Source organism: Streptomyces sp. NPDC040610 (assembly GCF_055594065.1).
Genome location: NZ_JBVIXA010000007.1, coordinates 439,519 through 460,165, shown reverse-complemented (window position 1 = coordinate 460,165; position 20,647 = coordinate 439,519). Strand labels below are relative to the sequence as shown.

Genomic DNA, 20,647 nt, shown 5'->3' with positions numbered 1-20,647 from the left:
CGCCGCGCCGTTCCGTCACCCGCCCGGGTGCGAAACATGATCGACTCCGCCGCGTTACGACGATGGTCTTGGCAAGGCCGTCGATGGGGCTTACGTTCGTCTGTCTACGCAAGAAGTCTACGGGCGTAGAGGCTCTCTGACGTCCCGTCGAAGGAGCAGCTCATGGCCAATGTCGTACGCGCCGCACTGGTCCAGGCGACCTGGACAGGCGATACCGAATCCATGATCGCCAAGCATGAGGAGCACGCCCGCGAAGCCGCACGGCAGGGCGCGAAGGTCATCGGTTTCCAAGAGGTCTTCAACGCTCCCTACTTCTGCCAGGTCCAGGAGAAGGAGCACTACCGCTGGGCGGAGCCGGTGCCGGACGGGCCCACCGTGCGCCGCATGCAGGACCTCGCGCGCGAGACCGGCATGGTGATCGTCGTGCCGGTCTTCGAGGTCGAGCAGGCCGGTTTCTACTACAACACCGCCGCGGTGATCGACGCCGACGGCAGCTACCTGGGCAAGTACCGCAAGCACCACATCCCCCAAGTCAAGGGATTCTGGGAGAAGTTCTACTTCAGGCCGGGCAACATCGGCTGGCCCGTCTTCGACACCGCCGTCGGCCGCGTCGGCGTCTACATCTGCTACGACCGCCACTTCCCAGAGGGCTGGCGCCAGTTGGGCCTGAACGGCGCCCAGCTCGTCTACAACCCCTCGGCCACGTCCCGCGGCCTGTCCGCCTATCTGTGGCAGCTGGAGCAGCCCGCGGCGGCCGTCGCCAACGAGTACTTCATCGCCGCGATCAACCGCGTCGGCCAGGAGGAGTACGGCGACAACGACTTCTACGGCACGAGTTACTTCGTGGACCCGCGCGGGCAGTTCGTCGGCGAGACGGCGAGCGACAAGGCGGAGGAACTCGTCGTGCGCGACCTCGACTTCGACCTGATCGACGAGGTCCGTGAACAGTGGGCGTTCTACCGGGACCGCCGCCCGGACGCGTACGAAGGGCTGGTCAACCCGTGAAGGATCTCTACGCCCGGCACCGGGCCGTGCTGCCGGACTGGCTCGCGCTCTACTACGACGAGCCCGTCGAGCTGACCCACGGCGAGGGCCGCCACGTCTGGGACGCCGCCGGACGGCGCTACCTCGACTTCTTCGGCGGCATCCTCACCACCATGACCGCGCACGCCCTGCCCGACGTCACCAAGGCCGTCGCCGAGCAGGCCGGCCGGATCATCCACAGCTCCACGCTCTATCTGAACCGGCCGATGGTCGACCTCGCCGAGCGGATCGCGGCCCTGTCCGGCATCCCCGACGCCCGCGTGTTCTTCACGACGTCGGGCACCGAGGCCAACGACACGGCGCTGCTCCTGGCCACCGCGCACCGCCGCTCCAACCAGATCCTGGCGATGCGCAACAGCTACCACGGCCGCTCCTTCACCGCGGTCGGCATCACCGGCAACCAGTCCTGGTCGCCCACGAGCCTGTCGCCGTTGCAGACGCTGTACGTCCACGGCGGCGTCCGCTCCCGCGGCCCCTACGCCGCCCTGAGCGACGCCGAGTTCACCGCGGCGTGCGTCGCGGACCTGCGGGACATGCTCGGGCAGTCCCGCGGCGGTGTCGCCGCGCTCATCGCCGAGCCGGTCCAGGGCGTCGGCGGCTTCACGTCACCGCCCGACGGCCTGTACGCCGCCTTCCGCGAGGTCCTCGCCGAGCACGGCATCCTGTGGATCGCCGACGAGGTGCAGACCGGCTGGGGCCGCACCGGCGACCACTTCTGGGGCTGGCAGGCGCACGCCGCGGCCGGACCGCCGGACCTGCTCACCTTCGCCAAGGGCATCGGCAACGGCATGTCCATCGGCGGCGTCGTCGGCCGCGCCGAGATCATGAACTCCCTGGACGCCAACTCCATCTCCACCTTCGGCGGCTCGCCCGTCACCATGGCCGCGGGCCTCGCCAACCTCTCGTACCTCCTGGAGCACGACCTCCAGGGCAACGCGCGCCGCGTCGGCGGGCTGCTCATCGAGCGGCTGCGGGCCATCTGCGCCCAGCTCCCCGTGGTCCGCGAGGTGCGCGGACGGGGCCTGATGATCGGCATCGAGCTGGTCAGGCCCGGCACCGACGAGGCGAACCCGCAGGCCGCCGCGGCCGTCCTGGAGGCGGCCCGCGAGGGCGGACTGCTCATCGGCAAGGGCGGCGGGCACAGCACCAGCGTGCTGCGCGTCGCCCCGCCGCTCTCGCTGACCGTCGCCGAGGCCGAGGAGGGCGCCGCGATCCTGGAGCGGGCCCTGCGGAGCGTCTAGGCCGCCGCCCCGCCCCGTGCGCGGGCACACCCCGTGCCCGCGCACCGCACTCGCGTACCCCGTACGTACGAAAGGGAGCGCATCACCATGAGTACCCGCACCCTGATCCGCGGCGGTCTCGTCATCACCGCCGCCGAGGAGCTGCACGCCGACGTCCTGATCGAGGACGGCCGGATCGCGGCGCTCGCCGCGCGCGGCACCCGGGCCGCCGAGGCCTGGAGCGCGGACCGCGTCATCGACGCGAGCGACAAGTACGTCATCCCGGGCGGCGTCGACGCGCACACCCACATGGAGCTGCCGTTCGGCGGCACCTTCGCGTCGGACTCCTTCGAGACCGGCACCCGCGCGGCCGCCTGGGGCGGCACCACCACCATCGTCGACTTCGCCGTCCAGACCGTCGGCCGGGCGCTGCGCGAGGGCCTGGACGCGTGGTACGCGAAGGCCGACGGCAAGTGCGCCATCGACTACGCCTTCCACATGATCCTCTCCGACGTCAACGACCGGACGCTGAAGGAGATGGACCTGCTCGTGGAGGAGGGCATCACCTCCTTCAAGCTGTTCATGGCCTACCCCGGCGTCTTCTACAGTGACGACGGGCAGATCCTGCGCGCGATGCAGCGCTCCGCCGCCAACGGCGGGCTGATCATGATGCACGCCGAGAACGGCATCGCCATCGACGTGCTCGTGGAGCAGGCGCTCCAGCGCGGCGAGACCGACCCGCGCTACCACGGTGAGGTCCGCAAGGTCCTCCTGGAGGCCGAGGCCACGCACCGCGCCATCCAGCTCGCCCGGGTCGCGGGCGCCCCGCTGTACGTCGTGCACGTCTCCGCCGAGGAGGCCGTCGCGGAGCTGGCGGCCGCACGGGACAAGGGACTCGACGTCTTCGGGGAGACCTGCCCGCAGTATCTGTTCCTGTCCACCGACAACCTCGCCGAGCCGGACTTCGAGGGCGCCAAGTACGTCTGCTCGACGCCGCTCAGGCCCCGCGAGCACCAGGCGGCGCTCTGGCGGGGCCTCAGGACCAACGACCTCCAGGTGGTCTCCACCGACCACTGCCCGTTCTGCTTCACCGGCCAGAAGGAGCTGGGCCGCGGCGACTTCTCGAAGATCCCCAACGGCCTCCCCGGTGTCGAGAACCGCATGGACCTGCTGCACCAGGCCGTCCTCGACGGGCACATCACCCGCCGCCGCTGGATCGAGATCGCCTGCGCCACCCCGGCCCGCATGTTCGGCCTCTACCCGAAGAAGGGCACCATCGCCCCCGGCGCCGACGCGGACGTCGTCATCTACGACCCCGGCGCGCCCCAGACCATCTCCGCGGCCACCCACCACATGAACGTCGACTACTCCGCGTACGAGGGAAAGCAGGTCACCGGACGCGTCGAGACCGTCCTGTCGCGCGGCGAACCGGTCATCGACCAGCGGGAGTTCACCGGACGCGCCGGGCACGGCCTGTACACCCCGCGCGCCACCTGCCAGTACCTGAGCTGACCGGCCGCCCGCGCCGCTCACGCACCTGAACCAGCTAGGAGGTCCCTCGTGGATTTCGGACTTGTCCTGCAGACCGACCCGCCCGCGTCCGCCGTGGTCGACCTGATGCGCCGCGCCGAGCAGCGCGGCTTCCGCTACGGCTGGACGTTCGACTCGGCGGTCCTGTGGCAGGAGCCGTTCGTGATCTACAGCCGGATCCTTGAGCACACCGAACACCTGACGGTCGGCCCGATGGTGACCAACCCGGGCACCAGGACCTGGGAGGTCACGGCCTCGACGTTCGCCACGCTCAACGACATGTACGGCAACCGCACGGTGTGCGGCATCGGCCGCGGCGACTCGGCGATGCGGGTCGCGGGCCGCAAGCCCAACACCCTGGCCCGCCTCGGCGCGTGCATCGACGCGGTCCGTGACCTCGCCGAGGGCCGGGAGGCCGACGTCGACGGGCGGACCCTGCGCATCCCGTGGGTGCGCGACGGCAGGCTGCCGGTGTGGATGGCCGCGTACGGCCCGAGGGCCCTTGCCCTCACCGGGCAGAAGGCCGACGGGTTCATCCTCCAGCTCGCCGACCCGTTCCTGACGGAGTGGATGGTCAAGGCGGTGCGGGCCGCGGCCGTGGAGGCGGGACGTGATCCGGCGGCGGTGAAGATCTGTGTGGCGGCGCCCGCCTATCTCACCGACGACGACTCGCCGAAGGCCCTCGCGCATGCCCGGGACGAGTGCCGGTGGTTCGGCGGGATGGTGGGCAATCACGTGGCCGACCTGGTCGCCAAGTACGGGGAGCACTCGGGCCTGGTGCCCGAGGCGCTGACCGACTACATCAAGGCCCGCGAGGGGTACGACTACGCCCACCACGGCCGGACCGGCAATCCGGACACCGCCTTCGTGCCCGACGAGATCGTGGACCGCTTCTGCGTCATCGGCACCGCCGAGCAACACCGGCGGAAACTGGAGCAGTTGCGGGACCTCGGGGTCGACCAGTTCGCGGTGTACGCGATGCACGACGCCCGCGAGAAGGTCATCGACGGCTACGGCAGCACGGTCATTCCGGCGCTGGGGGAGTAGCCGCGTACGGAAGCCGATGAGACCGACGCGCAGGCGGACGCCGTTGTCCGCCTGCGCGCCGTTTCGTGCGGAGCTGACTTCATGCAGAGATGATGGAGCGTCAGCCCCGTGCGCTCGGACGGGTTCCGCAGTTGCCCGCGGAGCACTTGTCCAGCCAGTTGGCGAAGTCCGCGTCGTAGCGGGTGCCGATGGTGTTCGTGAGCAGGCTGCGGGCCGCCGCCCAGTCGCCCTTGCGGTAGTGGCCGAGCAGGGTCGTCACGTCCTGGGGGTGCGACTGGATCAGGTAACGGACCGCCAGGTAGCCCCAGTTGTAGATGCGCGTGGAGTCGGCGTTGTCGTAGGTGGTGTCGAAGAGCGTGCTGAGCCTGTACGTCTTCTTGCCCGCCTGCTCGATCGCGTCGTCATAGGTGACATTGCGGTACGAGTAAGAGATGTACTCGGCGAATCCCTCCACCCACATCACGGTCGGCGTCTTCATGCCCTCCGCGAAGTCGCCGTACATGTTGAAGCGGCCGTCGAGGTAGTGCGTGTACTCGTGGTTGAGGTTCCAGATCTGGAAGTCGGGGCGCAGCCACTCCGCCTCGTACGCGATGAACCGGGGCAGGTTGCCCGCCTGTGCCGGGTTGCCCTCCAGGTACATGCCGCCGTTGTTGGTGTCGATGCCGAAGACGATGCCCGCGTACGTCTTGTAGTCGCTGCTGGAGTCGAACGCGACGACTTCGAGGGTGGTGTTCTTGTCGTTGCCGACGGGGCCGTTGTCCTTGGCCACGCCGTGGAAGTAGGAGTCCTGTGCGAGCAGGCTGGAGCAGGCGGAGCTCAGCTCGGTGGACGTCATCTGCTGGGCGACGATCCGCAGGCTCGGGGCGCAGGTGTGCTTGACCGTCAGGACGGCGTCGCGTACGCGGTTCTGCAGGTCGCAGGTGTTGTAGTACGAGCAGTTGTCCTTGTCGTACGCGTCCGTCATCTCGGCGAGGCCGACCCACAGCGGTGCGGTGCGGCCGGTGATCCGGGTGCGGTCGAGGAGCTGCTTGACCAACTGCGGGACCACACCGGCGAATTGCTCGTGCCGCAGGAACCGGCCCAGCTCGCGCCCGGCGTTGGAGGTGAGGTACGACTTGTCGGTGCCGAGCAGGTCGTCGTGGGCGACGGCGAAGTCCCGCAGCACGGTCAGGACGGTCCGGTCGGCCTGTACGGCGGCCACGAACTCCGGCACCTGGTGGCCGCGGAACAGCACCGTGTAGGTGTTGTTGACCGCCACGACCATCCACCAGTGGGCGTTGTACGAGGAGTTGTAGCCGTTGAGGAGCCGCTTGACGACGTTCAGGAAGCGGGCGTTCTCACCCGAGCTGTCGATCAGGGTGACCGTCTCGGCCAGGGTCTCGCCGTTGGCCTCGGTCACGTCGAAGGCGCGCGCCGAGCCGAAGAAGGTGTCGAGGCCGCCCTGGATCGCGCTCTTCAGCGCCGGACCGTAGGAGCCGACGGTGTCCGGCTGGCCCCACTGCACGTAGTAGCCGGCGCGCAGGTACAGCACCACCTGCGTGATCGAACCACGGTTGTTCCCGGGGTAGTTGGCGGCCGTGTCGCGCAGCGCGCGGGCCACCGTCACCATCTGCTCCTCACGGAACAGGGCCCGGGCGTCCGAACCGGTCACGCCGAACAGCGTGTTGATGCAGCTGGTCTCCGCGGACTTGATCTGCTGGACCAGGGCGCCGCCGGTCTTCGACGTGAAGTCGGAGACGTTGCAGGCCGCCTTCGGGGCGCCGCGGTAGGCCTTGGGGGCCTGCTTGACGGTGTGCGTCGGCGGGCGCTTCGAGGGGTCCTTGGTCGGCCTGGCCGCGTGCTCGGCCTCCGTGGCCCGCAGGTCCTCGGTCGAGGTGGGGGTGGCGGGCGAGGGGGCGGTGCCCGGGCGTGGGGCGGGCGCCTTGGCACCGGCGTCCGCCGTGGCCGCCTGGCCGGTGAAGGCGACCAGGGTGAGGCCCAGACACATGACAAGGGCCGATATCAGGAGCTTGGCCAGGGAGGTTCTTGGCGTGGGGGAGTTCTGTGGTCTCGAGGTGCGTCTCAAAGTGCCCTCCGGGCGGTCGGCGGCCGTGCCCGAGCACGGCCGTGGGGGGTGCGCGAACCGTGGCGACAACGGGTACGGGGCGCTGAACTGCACGAACCCTTGATCTGTCATGCCCACGGAGAATGCGTGACATGTAATATTGCACACATCACATGGCCGGAGGAAGCCTTCTGCGGGCATGGGCAGGGATTGACGCAGCGTCACATCCGGGGTGAGGGTCAGGTGTTGTTCATCGCGATGCGGCCGTGGCGGCGCTCGCGCGACATGGTGGGGCCCGGCGGGCGGTGTCTGGTGTGCCGGTCCGGTGAGGTGGGTGCGGGGCCCGGGTCAGCGGGTGGTGTCCGGGGTCAGCGGGCGGTGCCGAGCCCGCCCCTGCGGGGGCGCTTGGCAGGCTCCTGGGGCTGACGCCCCTTCGCCCACAGGGTCCGGACGTGCCCGAGGTGGCGCGTCATGCACTTCTCGGCGCCCTTGGCGTCACCGGCCAGCATCAGGTCGAGCAGCTCGATGTGCTCCTCGGCCGACGGGAGCAGCTCGCCGCGCTCGTCCAGGCCCGTCAGGCCGTACAGCCGGGAGCGCTTGCGCAGATCGCCGACGGCTTCCACGAGCCGGTCGTTGCCCGACAGGGCGAGCAGCGACAGGTGGAAGCGGCGGTCCGCCTCCAGATAGCCGATGAGGTCGTGGACGCGGGCGGCGCGCACGATCTCCTCGGCCACCCCGCGCAGCGCCTCCAGGTCCTCGCGGGCGGCGGTGCGCGTGATGCGGCCGATCGTGGGGACCTCGATCAGGGTGCGGATCTCCGTGTACTGGTCGAGGTCCTGTTCGTTGACCTCGGTGACGCGGAAGCCCTTGTTGCGGACCGGCTCGACCATGCCCTCCCGGGCCAGGTCCAGCATCGCCTCGCGCACCGGCGTCGCCGACACCCCGAAGTCCTCGGCGAGGGCGGGCGCGGAGTAGACCTCGCCGGGCTTCAGCTCGCCGGAGATCAGGGCCGCGCGCAGCGCGTTCGCCACCTGGTCGCGCAGGCGCTCGCGGGTGGTGATGAGGTCGCGCTGCGTCAGATGACCCATGGCGGTGGTGATCCCTTCGTGCCTGCGCCCCGCGCCTTCGTGGCCGGGCGGATCACCAGCGTACAATGTCACGTTGTTTTCGCAGTTGAGCGGGCGGGAAAGGAAGCGGGTCCGGGCCCTTCGGGAGTTCCTCGGCGCGGGTCCCGGGGCGGCTCCCGGCCCCTCAGTGGTGGCCGTCGGCGACGGCCTTCTCGGTGGCGGAGCGTACCGCCTGCTCGGCCGCGCCCGGCAGGGGCAGCCGCGGTGGGCGGGTCGGGCCGCCGTACCGCCCCGCGAGGTCCATGGACAGCTTGATCGCCTGGACGAACTCGGGCCGGGAGTCCCAACGCAGCAGCGAGTGCAGGGACTTGTATCGGGGCAGGGCGCGGTCGAGGTCACCGGCCGTCGCCGCGCGGTACAGCTCGGCGCAGGAGACCGGGAAGGCATTCGGGTACCCGGCGATCCAGCCGACCGCGCCCGCGAGGGCCAGTTCGAGCAGGACGTCGTCGGCGCCGACGAGGAGGTCCAGGTCCGGGGCCAGCTCGGCGAGTTCGTAGGCCCTGCGGACATCGCCGCTGAACTCCTTGACGGCCACGATGTGCCCGGCCGCGCGCAACTCGGCGAGCAGTGCGGGGACCAGGTCGACCTTGGTGTCGACCGGGTTGTTGTAGGCGACGACCGGCAGGCCCGCCGAGGCGGCCTCGGCGTAGTGGGCGCGCACGGCGTCGGCGTCGGCGCGGTAGGCGTTCGGCGGCAGCAACAGGACGCTCCCGCAGCCCACTTCGGCCGCGTGCTCGGCCCAGCGCCGTGACTCGGCGCTGCCGTACGCGCCGACCCCGGCCATGACGCGGGCCCCGTCGCCCGCCGCCTCCACGGCGACGCGCACCACCAGGGCCCGCTCCTCGCGCGTCAGCGTCTGGTACTCGCCGAGCGAACCGTTCGGGACGACGCCGTCGCAGCCGCCCTCGATCAGGAACCGCACATGCTCGGCGTACGCGTCGTAGTCGACCGTGCGGTCGGCGCGCAGCGGGAGGGCGGTGGCGACCATGATGCCGCGCCAGGGGCGGGCGGGGCTCCAGGAGGCGTCGGGGGTGCCTGAGGCGCCTGAGGTGTCGGAGTTTTCGGTCGTGCTGGTGCTCATGGGGACTCCAGACGGGAGCGGGAGCGGGGGTGACGCGCGAGCGGTTCTCCTGGGGATCTCAGTAATATTTCACATGGCACCAAGGCTGCCAAGAGGGCGAGCGCCCCCCGCGGCCCCGCCACCGGGGGACGCGGGGCGAAGCCCTGGTGCTCCGTCAGGCCGGGCGGGTCGCCGTCACCAGCCACACCCGCGCCTGCATCCGGACCCCGCGCCCGCCCGCGTACGGGCTGAGCGTGTCCTCCAGGGCCTTGCGGGTGACCCTCGGCACCACGCGGCCGGGCGTGCGGGAGAGGAGGAAGTCGACGGCGTCCGCCGGGTCGCGGCCCCAGTACGTCTCGATGGGCAGCGAGGTCACGGTCACGTCGGTGTAGGCGGCGAGGGAGCGGCGGATGTGGGCGGGGTCGCTGAGGGAGGCCATCGCGGCGCGGGCGTCGGTGTGGTCGGGGGAGGGGGCGGCCCCGTGGGCGCCGAGCAGGCCCGCGAGCAGGCCGAGCGCGCGGGACTCCTCTATGTCGGGGCTCGCGGGCTGCGGGCAGACGAACACCAGGCGCCCGCCGGGACGCAGCGCGCGGGCCACATTGCGGAACGCGGCCGCGTGGTCGGCGAAGAACATCACGCCGCCCCTGCTGATCGCCACGTCGTAGCGTCCCCCGGGAAAGGCGTGCGTCTGGGCGTCCCCCAGTTCGTACGAGACGTTGGTGACGGCCTCGGCCGCGGTGCGCGCCCGGGCCCGCTCCAGGAGCGGCGCCGAGATGTCGACGCCGACCGCGTGCCCGTCGGGACCGGCGAGCCGTGCCGCGATCCGCGTGACGGTGCCCGCGCCACAGCCGATGTCCAGGACCCGGGCCCCGCCGCTGATCCGCGCGGCCGCGAAGAGCCGGCCGTTGAGGTCGCCGCTCATCGCGTCGTAGCGGTCCTGCTGTTCGGCCCAGTGCCGGCCGATGGGGCCGTTCCAGAGCTCCTCCTGGCGGGCGTTGGGGCGGGCTTCGGGGCGGGTGTGCGTCGTCATGGCGGTTCCTTCGCCTCGGGGGTCGTCCATGGGGTGGCTCCGCGTGGTGCGGCGCCGACGCGGTGGTGCCGCCGTGCCGGTGCCGCTGCGTGGTGTTCGTGCCGCCGATCGTCGCCGCGCCGGTGCCTCCCGGTCGTCGTACCGGCGAAGGCAGTTGGATCTACGGCGGCGGGGGCGGGCGGGCGCGCGACTACTACGCCGGGAGTAGCGCGGGAGCGGTCCGCACGGGGGACGTGACGGTCCGAACCCCGGGCTAGGGTGCGGGACATGATGGGGGAACACGGAGGATCAGGTGGCCGTGGCCTGCTCGACGGCCACGGCCACCTCGACGAGCGCAAGGCCAGGGCGATGGTCGTGGGGTTCGCCGCGATCGTCGCCGCCGTCGTCGTGGTCGCGACGGTGTACGAGGGCGGCACGGACGCCGTCGACTACGCCCTGGCGTGCGTCGGCTCGCTCGTCCTCGCGGAGTACCGCCGGGCACCGCGCGTCGTCCTCGTCGTCAGCGCGGCCTCCATGGCCGCCTTCGTACTGCACGCCGAACCGGCCACCGCGGCGGCGTTCCCCGTCCTCGGCGCCGTGCACGCCGCCGCGCACAGCGGCCACCGGCTGCTCGCCACGGGCACCGGACTCGCCTTCCTCGCCGTGTTCCTCGGCGCCGACCCGGGCCGCGACGGCGCCGTCGAGCGGACCCTGCTGCTCACCGGGTGGTTCGTGTGCGCCGTCGCCACCGGCATCGCGGCCACGACCTGGCAGGCGTATCTGCGCCAGACCGAGGAGCGCGCCCTGGAGGCCGAGCGGACCCGTGAGGAGGTGGCGCTGCGCAGGGCCGGGGAGGAACGCCTGCGCATCGCCCGCGAACTGCACGACTCCCTCACCCACCAGATCTCCATCGTCAAGCTCCAGGCGGGCGTGGCCGTCCACCTGGCGCGCAAGCGCGGCGAGGAGGTGCCGCCCGCGCTGCTCGCCATCCAGGAGGCCGGCGGCGAGGCCATGCGGGAGCTGCGCGCCACCCTGGAGGTCCTGCGCACCGACGGGCCCACCGGCAGCCCCGCCCTGCTCGTCGAGCGCGCGCGGTCGGCGGGCCTGCCCGTCGAGCTGACGGTGACCGGGCGCGAGCGTGCCCTGCCGACGGCCCTGGAGCAGGGCGTGTACCGCATCGTCCAGGAGTGCCTCACCAACGCGGCCCGGCACGCGGGCGGCCCGGCGAAGGTCGGCGTCCATCTCGACTACGGGGAGCGGCAGGTGGTGGTCCGCGTGGACGACGACGGGGCCGCTCACCCGGACCTGCCCGTGGAGCCCGGGGTCGGGCTCATCGGGATGCGCGAGCGGGTCGAGGCGCTGGGCGGCGCGCTGCGCGCCGGGGCGCGGGACGAGGGCGGCTTCTCGGTGCGGGCCGAGCTGCCGCTCGGGGCGGCCGGGTGAACCGGGTGATCCGGGTCGTGCTCGTCGACGACCAGGCCCTGATGCGGGCCGGATTCCGGGCGTTGATGGACGCCGAGGACGGGATCGAGGTGGTGGGCGAGGCCGGCGACGGGGCCCAGGGGGTGGCGCTCGTCGGGGAACTCGTGCCCGACGTCGCGCTCATCGACGTACAGATGCCGGTCATGACGGGCATCGAGGCGACCCGCCGCATCGCCGCCGACCCGCGCCTCGCGGACGTGCGCGTCGTCATCCTCACCAACTACGGCCTGGACGAGTACGTCTTCGAGGCGCTGCGCGCGGGGGCCAGCGGCTTCCTGCTCAAGGACACCGAGCCCGCCGACCTGTTGCAGGCCATCGAGGTCGTGGCCCGCGGCGACGCGCTGCTCTCGCCCGCCGTGACGCGGCGCCTGATCGGCGAGTTCGTGGCCCGGCCGCCGGACCGCGCGACCCCGCCGGGCCTCGAGGGCCTCACGCGCCGGGAACGCGAGGTGACGGCGCTCGCGGCCCGCGGCCTCACCAACGAGGAGATCGCCGCGCACATGGTCGTCAGCCCGTTCACGGCCAAGACGCATGTGAGCCGGGCGATGACGAAGCTGGGCGCGCGCGACCGGGCCCAACTCGTGGTGTTCGCCTATGAGTCGGGGCTGGTGCGGGCGCGGGTCGAGGGGGACGGGGGTGCGGGCGGGGGCGGGGATGGTGGGAGTGCGGGGGAGGTGTAGCCGTGTCCGGGGGTGCGGGTATGGGGAGGCCGTAGCCGTGTCCGGGGTGCGGGCGTGCGGCGGGGCGCGGGGCGGTCCGGCCGGGGTCGGCGTGAAGTGCCGCGTGGCATGATCCCGGCGTGACTCTCCTCTCGCCCCGCCGTGCCACCGCCCTCTGCGCCCTCGCGATACTCGTCGCCGGGTGCGGGCAGTCGAAGGGATCAGGGCGGGACGGCGCGGACGGCGCCGCGACCCGCGTCGCGGGCAAGGGCGGCCTGCCCCCGACCACCGCCGGGACCCCGTCCGCCGCCGGGCCCGCCCCGTCCTACCGCGTCACCCCCGACGAACTCCCCTCCGGCGCCGCGAGCGCGCCCCAGTACGGCGCGCCGCCGCCCGAGCCCCGGCAGGCGTCCCGGGACTGCGCGGGCAAGCGCGGCGCCCTCGTCGAACCGGGCCCCGTCGACGCCGCGATGGGCCTGCGCGCGATGCGGGTGACCCTGACGCACTGCGGCACCGGCACCTACCGGCTCGACGGCTACCCCGGCCTGCGCGCGCTCGGCGACGACGGGGAGCCCCTCGACGTACGCACCCTGCGGGGCGCCGGGGAGATCACCACCGGTGTGCCCGACCCGGGGCCGCACCCCGTGGCGCTGCGGCGGGGTGAGTCGGCGACGGTGGTCGTGGTGTGGCGCAACACCCACACGGACCTGGCCCGTCCCGCCGTGCACGCGCCCCGGCTGCGCGTGGTCCCCGCCCCCGGTGCCCCGGCCAGGACCGTCACGCCGGACGGCGGCATCGACCTCGGCAGCACCGGCCGCATCGGGACGACGGCCTGGAAGAAGTACGTGGCCGACGGCACCGGGGGGTGACCGAAGGGTGAGACGGCCCGGGGTCGCCTGTGCCATGGGACGCGCCGCACAGCAGGCAAGTTGGCTTGAAATCGCCATCATGGGGGTGGGATTTCAGCCGCAGGAAGGATCCTGCCCGCGATAGATGGCTGGCCCATGCACCGAACGTATGTGCGTGGCCGACGGTGCGTCACCGTCCGGCCTGGGGTGTCGGGTTCCGCGGGGCGGTAGCACGCACGCGGCCCCGATGAGTCCTTTCGCGACGAACCTTCCGGGCGGAGCCCCCCGGAGCTGAATGCCCGCTTCCACTGTGCGATCTTGTGACTAGCATGACCACCACAAGTGCCGTCGGAAGACAGCGCCACCAGGCGGACTTCCCTCGCGGCGGCACGCAGTCGAGGGCGGGCCGACGGCCCGCGCACCCGTGCCGACACCGAGGGACCAGGGAATGACACAGCCCGCCGATCGTCGTCCGGACCGCACCCCGAGCAGCCGGCGAACGGCATACACGCTGCCCGTGTTTCTCCTCATAGCCGCCGCGGCGGCGGGCGCCGCCGTCGCCGCCCTCGCCCCGGACGAGGCCCGCGCCTGGGCGGGCGCCGCGGCCGCCGGGGGCTGGATCCTGCTCACCGTCGCCGTCCTCGTCGGCCTCGCGACAGCGAACAGGCTGCGCGCGCGGGCCACCGACGCCGAGGGCGAACTGCTTTCCGTACGCGGCCAGTTGGACACCCGTACCGCCGAGGACATGGGCCTGGCGCAAGTGACCCTGCCGGGCGTCGCGCGACTCGTGCGCGAAGGCGTCGCCCCGGACGAGGTGCTGCGGCAGACCCGGCCGCCCGCCCTGCCCTCCCAGCGCGAGCTGCTGCGGGTGTGCGTGAGCGCCCTCGCCGACGCCGAGCAGCGCGCCGCCACCGCCGCCGCGACCCGGCGCCGCGCCGCCGACGACCTGGCCCGCGTCACCGACGACATCCGGCTCCTCGCCGACGAGACCCTCCCGGGCGTGGTCGCCACCCTGCGCGGCGGCGCCTCCGTCGACCGCGCCCTCGCGAGCACGCGCTGGCCCGACGATGCCGCGCTGCGCGCCCTGACCGAGGCGGCCGTCCGCGAACTCGCCCTGAGCGAGCGGCGCGCCGCCGCCGCGCAGGCCGCGAGCGCCAAGGCCCTCAGCCGCGTCCAGGCCAAGTCCGTGAGCATGCTGGCCGATCTGCGCGACATGCAGGACCGGCACGGCGAGGAGGTCTTCGGCGACCTGCTCCGGCTCGACCACAGCACCTCGCAGCTCGGCCTCATGACCGACCGCCTCGCCCTGCTCATGGGCGGCCGCTCCAGCCGCGCCTGGAACAAGCCCATCGTGATGGAGTCCATCCTGCGCGGCGCCGTCGGCCGCATCGCCGCCTACCAGCGGGTGCGGCTGCACTGCTCGACCCGGGTCGCCGTCGTCGGCTTCGCCGCCGAGGGCGTGATGCACCTGCTCGCCGAACTCGCCGACAACGCCGCGAACTTCTCGCCGCCCACCGACGAGGTCCACGTGTACGTGGAGGAGTCCCGCACCGGCGTCGTCATCACCATCGAGGACAGCGGCCTCAGGATGTCCGAGGCCGCCCAGCGCCGGGCCGAGGAGTCGGTGTCCGGACGGATGACCGACCTCGCGCTCCTCCAGGGCACCCGGCTCGGGCTCGCCGTCGTCGGCGGCCTCGCCGTGAAGTACGGCATCAACGTCAGTTTCCGCCCCTCGGCGCGCGGCGGCACCGGCGTCGTCGTCCTGCTGCCCCCGCAGCTCATCGCCCAGCAGCCGCAGCCGGAGCGCGCCCCGGCGCTCGACGCTCCCGCGCTGCCCGGTACGGGAGCCGCGGCCGGCGCGGAAGCCGTGCCCGCGCCGCGCCCCGCCCCGGAGGGCCCCGTCGGGACCCCGGCCGCAGCGGGCCTCGGCGGCGCCCCCGGCGAGCGGGCCGAGACACCCGAGCACACCGCCGTGCGGGAGCGCGCCGCCGATGGGGACGACGAGTACGGGCGGGCGCCGGGCCACGGCACGGATGGCCGGGGTGTCCGCGCGGACGGTGGGGGTGGCTTCGGCGGGACGGACGGTCGGGGGATGGGCACCGACGGCCCGGGCCGCACGGACGGCCGGGGCATCCGCACCGACGGCGGGGGCGGCACCGGCAGCACGGACGGCCGCGGCATCCGCACCGACGGCCCGGGCAGCTCCGGCGGCACCGACGGCCGTGGCGCCACCCTCGGCGGACTGCCGATGCGGCGCCCCGGCCGCACCATGGCCGCCGCGCACGCCGAACTCCAGCAGCGCCAGGCCGCCAACTCCGCCGCCCGGGAGGCCGCGCGGAGCGGCCCCGACACCACCCCGGGAGGCCGGGGCGCCACCCCCGGCGCCCCCGACTCCCACCGGCACACCGACCCGGCCGCACCCGGCACCACCCCCGCCGCGGACGGCGCGGACCAGGCCGGGGCGCAGCGCCCGCCGCGCGACCTGGGCGCCCGGTTCGGCGCGTTCCACCGCGCCCGGCGGGCCGCCGAGGAGAGCGCGCAGTCCGGGTTCGACGGAGACAGCGAGTCGCCCCGGGCCGCCGAGGCGAGTGAGTCGCCGCAGGCCGTCCGTGCGAGCGAGCCACTACCGGCCGCCCGCGCGAGCGAGTTGCCCCGGGCCGCCGAGGCGAGCGAGTCACCGCAGGCTGCCCACGAGAGCGAGCCACCGCAAGCCGCCCGCGCGAGCGAACCACCGCGGGCCGCCCACGAGAGCGAGCCGCCGCGGGCCGAGTGACCGGCCCCCGCGGCCGCCGGGGCCGGTCCGCCCGGACCGCGTCCCCGGGGCGCCGCGCGCACCCGGCGCCCCGCGCCGCCCCAGGGGCCCGCGACACCGACGAGCCCCACCGTTCTCACCTTCCCCACCCCCGCCCCGCATCGAAAGGGAGGCACGGGCGTTCGCGCACCCGGTGATCGCCCCCAATTCACCATGCAGACCACCGACAACAGCCTGAACTGGCTTCTGGACACCCTCCTCGACGGCACCCCCGGCACCCGGCACGCCCTCGTGCTGTCCCGGGACGGCCTCAAGCTCTGCTGGAGTCCCGGCCTCAGCCTCGACCAGGCCGACCAGCTCTCCGCGATCTGCTCCGGCATCCAGGCGCTCGCCCAGGGTGCCTCCATGGAGTTCGGCGACGGCACCGGAGGCGTGCGGCACTCCATGACCGAGTTCCACGGCGGACTGCTCTTCGTCGTGGAGGCCGGACAGGGCGCGCACCTCGCCGTCATCGCCGACGAGGACGCCGACCCCGGTGTGGTGGGCCATCAGATGAGCCAGCTCGTCTCCCAGATCGGCGAACACCTGCGGGCCGAGCCGCGCGCCCAGGGGACCGCCCGGCCCGGGAGCCCCGGGAGCACGGCCTCGTGATGCGGCGGCCCGTCGACGTGGGCGAACCCGACCGGCTCTACACGGTCACCGGGGGCCGCAGCCGCTCCGACGGCAGCTCCTTCGACCTGGTCACGCTGATCGTCGCCGAGTGCGACCCGTCCGTCGGCCAGCAGTCGGAGCACGCGCGCATCCTCGAACTGTGCCGCCACCCCACGGCCGTCGTCGAGATCGCCGCTGAGCTGTCCCTGCCCATCACGGTCGTCCGGATCCTCCTGGAGGACCTGCTGGCGACCGGCCGCATCACCCCTCGTCACCCCCGCGTGGCGGCCTCCGCCGCGCTGCCCGATTCCGCTCTTCTCACGGAGGTGCTCCATGGGCTCCGCAACCTCTGAGCTGCCGTCGTCCCGGACACCGCTGCGCGACACGGCCGAAAACGGACTGAAGATCGTCGTGGTGGGCGGCTTCGGCGTCGGCAAGACCACCCTCGTCCGCTCCGTCAGCGAGATCCGCCCCCTCAACACCGAGGAGGTGATGACGCAGGCGGGCGCCGGAGTCGACAGGATGCCCGAGTCGACCGGCAAGAACACCACCACCGTCGCCTTCGACTTCGGCCGCATCAGCCTCAACGACCGCCTGGTGCTCTATCTGTTCGGCGCCCCCGGCCAGAAGCGCTTCTGGTTCCTGTGGGACCGGCTGTTCTCCGGGACGCTCGGCGCGGTGGTCCTCGTGGACACGCGCAGGATGGACGAGTCCTGGTACGCCATCGACCGGCTCGAACACCACGGCACGCCCTTCGTGGTCGCCGTGAACCGCTTCGACGACGACACCGCGCGCCACTCCCTCCAGGACATACGCACCGCGCTCGCGCTGCCGGACCACGTCCCCCTCATCGAATGCGACGCCCGGGTCCGCTCGTCCGGCAAGGACGTGCTGATCACGCTCGTCGACCACCTCCACCACCTGGCACGGGAACGGGAACTGACAGCATGACCGAAGCGAGTGGACCCGCGGCCGCGCCGAACACCCCGCCGCCCGGCTGCCCCGCCCACACCGCCCACCCCGACGCGGTGCCCCTGAGCGGCCTCGAGTACCAGCAGACGCCCTTCGACCTGTACCGCAGCCTGCGCAGCAAGCACGGCTCCGTCGCGCCCGTCCTCCTCGACGGCGGCGTGCCCGCCTGGCTCGTCCTCGGCTACTCCGAGGTGTCGTACGTCACCGCGCACGACGAGCTGTTCGCCCGCGACTCCCGGCGCTGGAACCAGTGGGACAACATCCCCGCCGACTGGCCCCTGATGCCGTTCGTGGGCTACCAGCCCTCCGTGCTGTTCACCGAGGGCGCCGAGCACCGCCGCCGCGCGGGCGTCATCACCGAGGCCCTCGAAGGCGTCGACCAGTTCGAACTCGGCCGCGAGTGCGCCTACATCGCCGACCAGCTCATCGCGTCCTTCTCCGGCCGCGGCAGCGCCGAGCTGATGAGCGTCTACACCCACCCCCTCGCCATGCGCGCCGCCGTCCACATGGTCGGCATGCCGCCCGGCGCCGCCGACACCGAGGCCCTGGTCGAGGACCTGCGGATGTCCCTGGACGCCGCCGAGGGCGACGACCCGGTGGCCGCGTACATCCGCGTCGGCGAGCGCGTCCACCACCTGGTCAAGGAGCGGCGGCAGAACCCCGGAGCCGATGTCACGTCGCGCATGCTGGAGCACCCGGCGGGCCTGTCCGACGAGGAGATCGTGCAGGACCTGATCTCCGTGATCGCCGCCGCCCAGCAGCCCACCGCGAACTGGATCTGCAACGCGCTGCGGCTGCTCCTGACCGACGAGCGGTTCGCCCTGAACGTCTCCGGCGGCCGTCTCAGCGTCAGCCAGGCCCTCAACGAGGTGCTGTGGCTCGACACCCCCACCCAGAACTTCATCGGCCGCTGGGCGGTCCGCGACACCCAGCTCGGCGGGCGCCGCATCCGCGCGGGCGACTGCCTGGTCCTCGGTCTCGCCGCAGCCAACGCCGACCCGCAGATCTGGCCGGGCGCGCAGGTGGGCTCCGAGAACTCCGCGCACCTGTCCTTCAGCAACGGCGAGCACCGCTGCCCCTATCCGGCGCCGCTGCTCGCCGACGTCATCGCCCGCACCGCGGTCGAGACGCTCCTGGAGCGGCTGCCGGACCTGGTGCTCGCCGTCGACCCGGCGGAGCTGACCTGGCGGCCGTCCATCTGGATGCGCGGCCTGACGGCGCTGCCGGTCCAGTTCACGCCCGTGGCGCAGTGACGGCGGCGGCGCGGAGACGCTCCGCGCCGCACGCGGCGGCACGGTGCTCAGCGCGGCACGGGCGTGAACACCACGGGCAGGGCGGCGGGGCCCCGCGTGAACACGCCCTGCTCCGAGGGTACGAAGCCGTCGGCGAGCCGGATGTCCGGCATGGCGTCGAGGAGTTGGTTGACGCCCGTCTCCACCTCGGCGCGGGCGAGCAGCGCGCCCACGCAGAAGTGCCTGCCGAGGGCGAAAGCGAGATGGTCGGCCGCCGCGGAGAACGCGGTGGTGGTCGTCAGGTCGTCCCGGAAGATGTCGAACCGGTCCGGCTCGCGGTAGCGCTCGCCGTCCCGGTTGGCGGAGCCGATGAGGCAGGTCACGGTGGTACCGGCCGGAATGGTGCCACCGGCCACCTCGACGTCGACCGCGCTCTGCCGCATGATCATGTGGACCGGCGGGCTGTGCCGCAGGGTCTCCGCGAACGCCCGGTCGATCAGGGTGCGGTCCGCGCGCACGGCGGCGAGCTGGTCGGGGTGCGTGAGCAGGTTCGCGAAGATGCCCGCGATGGCCTTGTCGGTGGTCTCGCCACCCGCGGCGAGCAGCAGGCTGCAGAACGCCTTGATGTCCTCGTCGCTCATCCGCACCCCGTCGACCTCGGCGGCGCACAGCGCCGAAAGCAGGTCGGTCCCCGGGTTCTTCCGGCGCTCGGCGATGACCGGGAACATGTACTCGGCGAACTCCACCCGGGTCCGCTCGCCCGCGGCCGCCACCTCCGGGTCGCCCGCCAGATTGCCGAGGAAGGCGATGACGGTCGTGTACCAGCCGTGGAACCGGGCGTGGTCGGCCTTGTCCAGGCCGAGCATGTCGGCGATCACGTTCACCGGGAAGCGGGTGGCGTAGTCGGCGACCAGGTCCGCGGAGCCGCGGTCGCGGAAGGCGTCGATCAGTTCCTCGGAGTTGCGGCGGATGACCGGCAGGAACACGTCCCGCAGCTCGGTGCCGCGGAAGGCCGGGGCGACCAGGGCCCGGCGCACCGCGTGTTCACGGCCGCTGAGCTGGAGTATCGTCCGGCCGTGCACGGGTTCGACCTGCCAGTCGTAGTTCTCCGTGGTGAACTGCGCCTCCTTGTCCTTGAAGACGCGGGCCACGTCCTCGTAGCGGGAGACGAGGTAGCTTTTGGTGGGCTCGTGCCACAGCAGCGGGGCTTGTTCCCGCAGGGCGCGATAGACAGGGTAGGGATCGGCCGCGAACTCGGGCGAGAGGATGTCCGGGATGGGCTGAGCAGTGGACACGGTGCTCCTTCGGAGGGCGACTGCCTGGCCGGCACAGCCTATTGATCAAGGAAAAGAACCAACAGAGTGCGTCAGCTGTCATCTGTCAGCTGTTCGTCGTCATCTGTCAGTTGTTACATGTCACCCATCACGTGTTTTCCCCGCATTCCCCGAGCCCGTCGGGGCATACGGGATCCCACCATCCCCCAACCCCCCTGGAGGCACGCCGTGGAGGCCGAGGTCAGAGTGACGGTGTTCATGGAACTGGAGACGGCCGACACACCCGGCGGCCGCGCCCCCCTCTCCGCCGAACTCGCCTACGCGGCCGCCGATCCCTTCGCGGTCACCATGACGTTCCACTGCGAGGGCGGTGAGGTGACGCGCTGGCGCCTGGACCGGCAGCTCCTCGGCGACGGCTGCCGCGGCCCCGCCGGTGAGGGCGACGTGCGCGTCGAGCCGACCGCGGACCCGGGCCGCGGTCCCGGCGTGCGCATCGAGCTGTTCGGCATGCCGGGCCCCGCGGGCCGCTCCCACGGCGTGCTGCACGCCGCCGCGGCCGACATCACCGCCTTCCTCGCGGACGCCCACGAGATCGTGCCGCCGGGCGCGGAGCGGATCTGCCTGGACGAACTCGTGGCGGCCTGCCTGGGGGACAGCGAGAGCCCGTTCGGGGAGCACGCGGCGTAGCCGACGGCG

The 20,647-nt window shown here is 72.7% G+C and carries 18 protein-coding genes; 13 read left to right on the top strand and 5 right to left on the bottom strand.

The features are described 5' to 3' along the window. Positions 1 to 162: 162 nt before the first annotated feature. The 4 genes from ACZ6AA_RS25580 to ACZ6AA_RS25565 all read left to right on the top strand — a co-directional run bounded on the left by ACZ6AA_RS25580 (position 163) and on the right by ACZ6AA_RS25565 (position 4,841). Positions 163 to 1,005: a nitrilase-related carbon-nitrogen hydrolase gene (locus tag ACZ6AA_RS25580; RefSeq protein WP_030361840.1), complete on the top strand. Its 843-nt coding sequence runs from the start codon at positions 163 to 165 to the stop codon at positions 1,003 to 1,005. Beyond that, positions 1,002 to 2,285: an aspartate aminotransferase family protein gene (locus ACZ6AA_RS25575; protein ID WP_468482651.1), complete on the top strand. Its 1,284-nt coding sequence runs from the start codon at positions 1,002 to 1,004 to the stop codon at positions 2,283 to 2,285. The genes ACZ6AA_RS25580 and ACZ6AA_RS25575 overlap by 4 nt, the downstream gene beginning before the upstream one ends. Positions 2,286 to 2,372: 87 nt before the next feature. Further along, complete coding sequence (gene hydA, locus ACZ6AA_RS25570; protein WP_468454508.1) at positions 2,373 to 3,776, top strand: dihydropyrimidinase; 1,404 nt, start codon at positions 2,373 to 2,375, stop codon at positions 3,774 to 3,776. 48 nt (positions 3,777 to 3,824) lie between these two features. Beyond that, positions 3,825 to 4,841 (top strand): TIGR03842 family LLM class F420-dependent oxidoreductase, encoded by a 1,017-nt coding sequence (locus ACZ6AA_RS25565; protein WP_468482650.1) that lies wholly within the window; start codon positions 3,825 to 3,827, stop codon positions 4,839 to 4,841. A 100-nt stretch (positions 4,842 to 4,941) separates the two neighbouring features. Here ACZ6AA_RS25565 and ACZ6AA_RS25560 read toward each other — a convergent pair whose 3' ends face one another. The 4 genes from ACZ6AA_RS25560 to ACZ6AA_RS25545 form a co-directional block, all read right to left on the bottom strand. Continuing rightward, a complete protein-coding gene (locus ACZ6AA_RS25560; protein WP_471460139.1) occupies positions 4,942 to 6,828 on the bottom strand; it encodes a collagenase in 1,887 nt (628 codons plus the stop codon). Positions 6,829 to 7,253: 425 nt separating this feature from the next. Beyond that, positions 7,254 to 7,973, bottom strand: coding sequence for a GntR family transcriptional regulator (locus tag ACZ6AA_RS25555; protein WP_471460137.1), 720 nt, complete (start codon positions 7,971 to 7,973; stop codon positions 7,254 to 7,256). Positions 7,974 to 8,136: 163 nt separating this feature from the next. Next, on the bottom strand, positions 8,137 to 9,000 hold the full coding sequence (locus tag ACZ6AA_RS25550) for a dihydrodipicolinate synthase family protein (protein ID WP_471460229.1): 864 nt from the start codon (positions 8,998 to 9,000) through the stop codon (positions 8,137 to 8,139). A 247-nt stretch (positions 9,001 to 9,247) separates the two neighbouring features. Next, positions 9,248 to 10,102: a class I SAM-dependent methyltransferase gene (locus ACZ6AA_RS25545; RefSeq protein WP_468454516.1), complete on the bottom strand. Its 855-nt coding sequence runs from the start codon at positions 10,100 to 10,102 to the stop codon at positions 9,248 to 9,250. Between the two features lie 348 nt (positions 10,103 to 10,450). Here ACZ6AA_RS25545 and ACZ6AA_RS25540 point away from each other — a divergent pair, with 348 nt between their 5' ends. The 8 genes from ACZ6AA_RS25540 to ACZ6AA_RS25505 all read left to right on the top strand — a co-directional run bounded on the left by ACZ6AA_RS25540 (position 10,451) and on the right by ACZ6AA_RS25505 (position 18,698). Further along, positions 10,451 to 11,524, top strand: a complete 1,074-nt coding sequence (locus tag ACZ6AA_RS25540; RefSeq protein ID WP_471460227.1) for a sensor histidine kinase — start codon at positions 10,451 to 10,453, stop codon at positions 11,522 to 11,524. A gap of 5 nt (positions 11,525 to 11,529) precedes the next feature. Further along, positions 11,530 to 12,243, top strand: coding sequence for a response regulator (locus ACZ6AA_RS25535; protein ID WP_468455038.1), 714 nt, complete (start codon positions 11,530 to 11,532; stop codon positions 12,241 to 12,243). A 119-nt stretch (positions 12,244 to 12,362) separates the two neighbouring features. After that, complete coding sequence (locus ACZ6AA_RS25530) at positions 12,363 to 13,091, top strand: DUF4232 domain-containing protein (protein WP_468454518.1); 729 nt, start codon at positions 12,363 to 12,365, stop codon at positions 13,089 to 13,091. A 496-nt stretch (positions 13,092 to 13,587) separates the two neighbouring features. Beyond that, positions 13,588 to 15,843, top strand: coding sequence for a sensor histidine kinase (locus ACZ6AA_RS25525; protein ID WP_471460135.1), 2,256 nt, complete (start codon positions 13,588 to 13,590; stop codon positions 15,841 to 15,843). 192 nt (positions 15,844 to 16,035) lie between these two features. Then, positions 16,036 to 16,473, top strand: a complete 438-nt coding sequence (locus ACZ6AA_RS25520) for a roadblock/LC7 domain-containing protein (protein WP_468454522.1) — start codon at positions 16,036 to 16,038, stop codon at positions 16,471 to 16,473. Further along, a complete protein-coding gene (locus ACZ6AA_RS25515) occupies positions 16,470 to 16,826 on the top strand; it encodes a DUF742 domain-containing protein (RefSeq protein WP_468454524.1) in 357 nt (118 codons plus the stop codon). Before ACZ6AA_RS25520 ends, ACZ6AA_RS25515 begins: the two co-directional genes overlap by 4 nt. After that, positions 16,807 to 17,424 (top strand): GTP-binding protein, encoded by a 618-nt coding sequence (locus tag ACZ6AA_RS25510; RefSeq protein WP_468454526.1) that lies wholly within the window; start codon positions 16,807 to 16,809, stop codon positions 17,422 to 17,424. Before ACZ6AA_RS25515 ends, ACZ6AA_RS25510 begins: the two co-directional genes overlap by 20 nt. Beyond that, a complete protein-coding gene (locus ACZ6AA_RS25505; RefSeq protein ID WP_468454528.1) occupies positions 17,421 to 18,698 on the top strand; it encodes a cytochrome P450 in 1,278 nt (425 codons plus the stop codon). Before ACZ6AA_RS25510 ends, ACZ6AA_RS25505 begins: the two co-directional genes overlap by 4 nt. Before the next feature lie 47 nt (positions 18,699 to 18,745). Here ACZ6AA_RS25505 and ACZ6AA_RS25500 read toward each other — a convergent pair whose 3' ends face one another. Then, positions 18,746 to 19,972, bottom strand: coding sequence for a cytochrome P450 (locus tag ACZ6AA_RS25500; protein ID WP_468482645.1), 1,227 nt, complete (start codon positions 19,970 to 19,972; stop codon positions 18,746 to 18,748). A 207-nt stretch (positions 19,973 to 20,179) separates the two neighbouring features. Between ACZ6AA_RS25500 and ACZ6AA_RS25495 the strand changes: the two genes are divergently transcribed. Then, positions 20,180 to 20,638 carry an SsgA family sporulation/cell division regulator gene (locus ACZ6AA_RS25495; protein WP_468454532.1) on the top strand — a complete coding sequence of 153 codons (459 nt, stop codon included), beginning with the start codon at positions 20,180 to 20,182 and terminating at the stop codon, positions 20,636 to 20,638. The last annotated feature ends 9 nt before the right edge of the window (positions 20,639 to 20,647 follow it).